This window comes from Streptomyces sp. 2A115, assembly GCF_052245575.1.
GTDB lineage: Bacteria > Actinomycetota > Actinomycetes > Streptomycetales > Streptomycetaceae > Streptomyces.
Map to the genome: position 1 here is coordinate 1 of NZ_JBQQCG010000178.1, position 5,678 is coordinate 5,678.

The 5,678-nt window shown below is 70.1% G+C and carries 7 protein-coding genes; 2 read left to right on the top strand and 5 right to left on the bottom strand.

What is annotated here, in order from left to right; translation table 11 throughout:
• Positions 1-154, bottom strand: a 154-nt coding sequence (locus ACTWQR_RS55135; protein ID WP_443234919.1) for a transposase, incomplete at its 3' end; no start/stop codon positions are given.
• Between the two features lie 123 nt (positions 155-277).
• Positions 278-556 (bottom strand): hypothetical protein, encoded by a 279-nt coding sequence (locus ACTWQR_RS55140; protein ID WP_443234913.1) that lies wholly within the window; start codon positions 554-556, stop codon positions 278-280.
• A 142-nt stretch (positions 557-698) separates the two neighbouring features.
• Here ACTWQR_RS55140 and ACTWQR_RS55145 point away from each other — a divergent pair, with 142 nt between their 5' ends.
• Positions 699-860 carry a hypothetical protein gene (locus ACTWQR_RS55145; RefSeq protein WP_443234914.1) on the top strand — a complete coding sequence of 54 codons (162 nt, stop codon included), beginning with the start codon at positions 699-701 and terminating at the stop codon, positions 858-860.
• 25 nt (positions 861-885) lie between these two features.
• Here ACTWQR_RS55145 and ACTWQR_RS55150 read toward each other — a convergent pair whose 3' ends face one another.
• The 3 genes from ACTWQR_RS55150 to ACTWQR_RS55160 all read right to left on the bottom strand — a co-directional run bounded on the left by ACTWQR_RS55150 (position 886) and on the right by ACTWQR_RS55160 (position 3,546).
• Positions 886-1,416 carry a cupin domain-containing protein gene (locus ACTWQR_RS55150; RefSeq protein ID WP_443234915.1) on the bottom strand — a complete coding sequence of 177 codons (531 nt, stop codon included), beginning with the start codon at positions 1,414-1,416 and terminating at the stop codon, positions 886-888.
• A 64-nt stretch (positions 1,417-1,480) separates the two neighbouring features.
• Positions 1,481-2,545, bottom strand: a complete 1,065-nt coding sequence (locus ACTWQR_RS55155) for a phosphotransferase family protein (RefSeq protein ID WP_443234916.1) — start codon at positions 2,543-2,545, stop codon at positions 1,481-1,483.
• Positions 2,542-3,546, bottom strand: coding sequence for a C-terminal binding protein (locus tag ACTWQR_RS55160; protein WP_443234917.1), 1,005 nt, complete (start codon positions 3,544-3,546; stop codon positions 2,542-2,544). The genes ACTWQR_RS55155 and ACTWQR_RS55160 overlap by 4 nt, the downstream gene beginning before the upstream one ends.
• Before the next feature lie 739 nt (positions 3,547-4,285).
• Between ACTWQR_RS55160 and ACTWQR_RS55165 the strand changes: the two genes are divergently transcribed.
• Positions 4,286-5,554, top strand: coding sequence for an MFS transporter (locus ACTWQR_RS55165; protein WP_443234918.1), 1,269 nt, complete (start codon positions 4,286-4,288; stop codon positions 5,552-5,554).
• Positions 5,555-5,678 lie beyond the last annotated feature (124 nt).

The window sequence follows — 5,678 nt, forward strand, 5'->3', positions numbered from 1 at the left end:
CCGGCATCTCACGCCACTGACTACTGGTGCGGAACCGCCAGATCACCCCCTCGAACTGCTCCCGCAGCCGCTCGGGGTACGGGCCGTACTCGCCTATCGGCAGGAACGGCTCGATCAACTTCCACTGCCCGTCGGTGAGTTGCCTGCGCGTCACGGTCATCTTCCTACCGGATCCGCCTTCCAGAGGTATCAGGATCGGCAAGATTGATCACGACGTCACACAGGCCCTAGGAATGGCCATCCGCCACCAAGATTGGGGTCTGTCGAGAAGTGCCGGTCACAGCCACTCGTTGATGGCCGCTACGACGACGGTCGCCTCGTAGCGGACGGCGGGTTTCTCGTACCTCGTGGCCACGGCCCGGTGCCTTGTGAGGCGGTTGATGCCGCACTCGACCGCGTACCGCTCCTTGTAGTCGGTCTTGTCGAACTTCGGTGGCCGACCGCCCCGGGAGCCGAGCCTCTTTCGGTTGCGAACCTGGTCGGCCTTGTCCGGGATGGCGCAGCGGATCCCGCGTCGGCGCGCACGCGCGGTGGGCGAGCCCCGCCGGTCCAGCACGCCGCCGGGGCGCGGAAAAGGGGGATCTGCAGAAGGAGCCGCCCGGAGGCATCGCCACCGAGCCGGACGGCCACGGCCGGGACGCTCGCGCGGCGGCCTGACCACCAAGCTGCACCTGGCCGTCGAGCAGGGACAGAAGCCGATGTCGATCGTGATCACGGCCGGACAGCGCGGGGACTCCCCGCAGTTCAAGCCCGCCCTGAAGGCGATCTGTGTGCCCCGCGTCGGGCCGGGTCGACCGCGCACCCGGCCCGACCGCGTGCGGGCAGACAAAGCGCACGTCTCCCGGCGGAACCGCGCCTAACTGTGTCCACGCTGCTCCGGCCTTGTCAGCCGTCGCGGTCCGTGCCGACGAGGACGAAGGCCATCGTGACCGGCTGGTCGCTGCGGTTGCGCCAGCCGTGGCGGGTGCCGTTCTGAATCACGATGTCCCCGGCCGATAGGCGGGTGCGGTGGCCATCGTCGAGTTCAAGGACGATCTCGCCCTGGAGCACGATGCCGTAGTCCACGGTCGGCGTCGTGTGCATGCCGTCGGGCTCCATGAGGTCCGCGATGCCGGGCGAGTCGGCCCGCTGCTCCCGGTCGAAGGCGACAGGGTCGAACGCCGGGTCGGCCATCGCGGTGTCCGGCGGGAGGGTCAGGACGACGAACCGCGTGCCGCCTGGCGCCGGGAGCAGGCTGGTGACCTTCGGCGTGGGGTCCTCCCCGGTCCGGCTGACCTTCTCGCCGGGTTCGGTGGCCCACGGCAGGCGGGACGCCCAGCCCGGCAGGCTGGTGAACTCCCGGCTGCGCGGGATGGGGCCGTCGCTGACGACGACCGACCTGCCGTTCTCGTCATGGCCGGTGACGACTCTGCGCATGCGTCTCTCCTCGGTCGGGTCCGACGGATCCGCCAGGTCCGCCGGATCCGTCGAATGGGTTGGGTCAGTCGGACCGGCCGCTGCCGGGGACGGTCGAGGCCTCGAGCGCGGTCGCCCAGGCGTCCAGGAGATCCGCCATCGTAGGGGCGGGCGCCCGGAGCAGGGCCGATGCCACCGTGCGTACGAACAGCCGGTGACGGTCGTCCGTGAGGTACTCCGCCGGGGACTTGCCGTCCACCCGCGCCAGCAGCAGCGCCGGCAGCAGTGACGCGGCCCGCGCCTCAAGGGCCGGCCTGGGCTCCCAGTCGACGCACCGGACGTACTCCTCGGCCAGCACCCCGGCGGAGCCGAGGAGATCGGCTCGGTGGCCGGGTACCACCAAGCTCTTGAGGAGCAGATGGTTGACGCAGAAGGCCAGGTCGAAGGCCGGGTCTCCGTACCAGGCGCACTCGGCGTCCAGCAGCACGGGCCCCGGCGGGCCGACGAGGATGTTCTTGGGGCTGACGTCGCCGTGCACCAGAGCCAGGTGGGTCGTGGCCGTACGGTCGGCGAGGCCCTGGAGGATGTCGCTGAGACCGGGGTGTGCGGCAGCGGTGGCCAGCAGGTACGGCTCGATGCGCAGCGCGTGGAAGTTGTCGTCGGTGGCGAACTCCGCGGCGAGGGCGGCGTCGCCCGCGCTCGCCGCGTGCAGGGTGCCGAGCAGCTCTCCGACGGCCGCAGCGGTCGGCACCTCCACTTGGCCGCCGAGTAGCTGCGCCTTCCACACCGGATACTGCTCAGGGGGCAGGAACGCCATCGCGAAGAGGCCGGCATCGGCGTCGTGGGCCAGCAGCTCAGGCACACTGTCCGGCCGTTGCCGGGAGGCGAACCCCATCCACGCCCATTCGTAGGCGTTGCGCGACACCGGTGCCTGCCAGTCAGCGGCGACCCGCAACCGGGCCAGGGCCCGCTTGACGCACAGGGAGCGTCCCGGCAGGTCCACCCGCCACAGGTCGGACGAGACGCCGCCGGCCAGCGGCGTCCAGCGTGCGGCCTCGCTGGGGCCGGCGAGCCTGTGGGTGAGCAGGAAGTCGGTCAGCGAGGAGTCGGGCACTGGGGCCGGGCTCACCGGCGCGGAGGGCGAGCTCATCGCCGGTCACCCGACTCAGTGGTCAGACCGCGAGGGCTGTTGCAGGCGTGCGCCGGTGCCTCGCCCGCCAGGATCCGTACGACTTCCTCGGCGGCGCGGCGGCGCAGTTCCATGACCGAGGCGTCGGAGGAGAAGGCGATGTGCGGGGTGAGGAGAGCGCCTGGCTGGTCCAGCAGCCCGGCGGGGACGTGCGGCTCGGTTTCCAGGACGTCGAAGGCGGCACCGTCCAGGTGCCCGCTGTCCAGGGCCTTGACGACCGCGCCGGTGTCCACCAGGCCGCCCCGGCTGACGTTGACCAGCAGGCCGCCCGGTGGCATCAGCGCCAGTTGCTCGGCTCCGATGATGTGACGTGTGCTGGGCGTGAGCGGCACGTGGAGGATCACCACGTCGCTGCGGCGCAGCAGTTCCTCCAGGCCCGTCATCTCCACTCCGGGGGCGTCCTTCGGCGGGTGGGGGTCATGGGCGAGGATCCGGCAGCCGAAGGCGCCGAGCTTGCGCACGGTGGCGCGCCCGATGCGCCCGTATCCGACGATGCCGCAGGTCAGCGTCGACAGTCGGCGCAGCCGGGCGCCGGCGGGGTCCCAACGGCCCGCGCGGACCTCCCGGTCGGACACGGCCAGGCCGCGTGTCCAGGCCAGCACCATGCCGACGGCGTGGTCGGAGACCTCTTCGACGCAGTAGTCCGGCACGTTGGTGACCCACACACCGCGCTCGGTGGCGGCGTCCACGACGATGTTGTCGAGCCCGACCCCGAGCCTGGCCACGATCCGCAGATCCGGCGACGTGCCGATGGCGGTGGCGGAGACGGGGGCCCAGCAGGTCAGGATCCCGGCGGGCCGGTGCTCGGCCACCAGTTCCTCGATCGCCTCGGCGGAGGCGGGATCGGCGGGGCCGGTCACCAGGGTGTGGCCCGCCTCCTCTATGACCGATCGCTCGACGGAGTCGTCGGGCCAGGCGTAGTCGGTGAGCAGCACGATGCCGGGGCGGCTCGGTGGTTTCATGGCAGGTCGTCCTCGCAGAATCGTGCGGCCGCAGCGGACGGCCGGGCGTCACACCCGGTCGCATCCGGTGAGCAGGTTTGATCGCCACCCGGAAAGCGGCCTTCGGCATGTCCGATGGTGCCGTCGGCCGCCACGGGTGAGGTGGAGGGGGTCGCTGGGTTCGGGTCGGGTCGCCGGTGCTCACCGACTTGTGGTCGGTGCGGGCGCCGCGGTACGCCCCTGGAACGGGTCACGATATGTCGGGGCACGTCGAATCACTGTGTCATAGCCACGCGGTGCTAACGATAGCATTCCGGGTCTTCGACGCGTCAAGAGTGCGCCGCGCGGCCGATCGCCGGCATCCTTGCGGCAGGGTCCGCTCAGAGCCGGGGATCCGGTCATCACGGGAAATCGATGAACGCCGAAGAAATCCGGTGTTCACATCTTGACGCGCCGGAGACTTCCCCCTCATGGTTTCTGCCAGCGCCGCCCGTGTGACCGATAAGTGTCCGCACGAGGTCCGCTGTCGAAGACGCCATAGCCACGGACGTCCCCGACGGGCGATATACGGCTGAATTCCGCATGCGGTGTCCGACCGCGCGGCAGACCGTCGCTCCCATTCCACCGGTCGACGGCAGCATGGCCGTCGCCGACTCGAGTCCGTGTTCAGTTCACCGCTTCTCGTCATCGCCCGTACGGCCCCGTACGGGCGATGGATCCGCCGCGGCCTGCCGTGGCCCATTCCTCCCCAGGAGCCGCTATGACTCACGCAGCGCAAGTCGACACCGGCGCGGTGCCCGCAAGCGACACGCAGGAAAAGAGCCGTGCCCCCATTTCCCGTCCCATGATCGGGGTGGGATTCCTGCTGGTGGTCCTCTCCTACATGGTCAACGCGATGGACCGCCAGGTCTTTCCTCCGCTGCTGCCCAACATCCGTGCGGAGTACGGGTTCTCCTTGGAGCAGGGCGGGTTGCTGGCGACGAACTTCACCCTCGGTATGGCCCTGGCCGGCCTGCCCGCGGGCTATCTCCTGGACCGCTTCCGCCGCAAGACCGTGCTGCTGGCCAGCATCGTGATCTACTCCCTGGGCACGATGGCCACCCCGCTGGCCACCGGTTTCGCGGACATGACCCTGTACCGGGTCGTCTCGGGCTTCGGTGAGGGCATGCAGTCCGCCGCCATCTTCGCGGCGATCGGCGCGTTCTTCGCCCACCGGCGCGGCCTCGCCTTCGGCATCATCGGCGTGGGCTACTCGATCGGCGTGTTCATCGCCCCGCTTATCGGCGTCCAGCTCATGAGCACGCACGGCACCTGGCACTCGCCCTTCTACCTGTTCGGCGCGGCAGGGCTGCTGATCGCCGCCGCCTGTCTCTTCCTCGTGAAAGCCGGTCTGACCGAGCACTCCGCCGAGAAGGTGGCCTCGACCAAGACCTACGAGTACATGCCGGCCTCCGCATACAACCGCAACACCGTCGCCCTGGCCGTCCACTCGGTCATCGGCGGTGTGGTCCTCTACGGGTTCCTCGGCCTCTACCCGACGTACCTCATCACCTCGCTGCACTACACCGCCGGACAGGCCGCGCTGGCCATGAGCTGCCTCGGTTTCGGCGGTATGACAGCCGTGTTCGGCGGCTGGCTCGGCGACCGCTTCAACCAGCGCAACCTGCTGATCCTCAGCCTGCTGGCCGTCTCCGCCATCAGCGTGTGCATCTACCAGACACAGGTCGGCGTCGGCATGCAGTGCGTGTTCGCCTTCTTCATGGGGGCCTTCGGGCTGGGCTTCATCTACCCCAACACCAACAGCGCGATACAGCGGGCCGTCCGCCCCACGCAGATCGGACGCGCCTCCGGCCTCTTCGTCACCAGCTACTACGGACCAGCGGCCTTCTCGGGCCTGCTCTTCGCCACCCTGGTGGACTCCTTCGGCTGGAGTGGGGCCGGGCTGCTGCAGGTCACGATCCTGCCGCTCGTGGGCGTCGCCGCCCTTGCCTTCGTCCGCACCTCGCAGTTCAACAACGCGGTCCGCTAGCGAGCCGGCCGGCCGGAGATCTGCCGCCGTGGTGCACCGGGTCCCGCCCGGTGCCCCACGGCGGCATTGCCCCGGCGGGACGAACGGAGGCACCGCCGACATGTCACCGGGCCTTGTCACCACC

What these genes read in the sequence shown, in the direction of transcription:
- ACTWQR_RS55145 (WP_443234914.1), top strand. Translation starts at nt 699, where the DNA reads ATGTCGATCGTGATCACGGCCGGACAGCGCGGGGACTCCCCGCAGTTC.
- ACTWQR_RS55150 (WP_443234915.1), bottom strand. Translation starts at nt 1,416, where the DNA reads ATGCGCAGAGTCGTCACCGGCCATGACGAGAACGGCAGGTCGGTCGTC.
- ACTWQR_RS55155 (WP_443234916.1), bottom strand. Translation starts at nt 2,545, where the DNA reads ATGAGCTCGCCCTCCGCGCCGGTGAGCCCGGCCCCAGTGCCCGACTCC.
- ACTWQR_RS55160 (WP_443234917.1), bottom strand. Translation starts at nt 3,546, where the DNA reads ATGAAACCACCGAGCCGCCCCGGCATCGTGCTGCTCACCGACTACGCC.
- ACTWQR_RS55165 (WP_443234918.1), top strand. Translation starts at nt 4,286, where the DNA reads ATGACTCACGCAGCGCAAGTCGACACCGGCGCGGTGCCCGCAAGCGAC.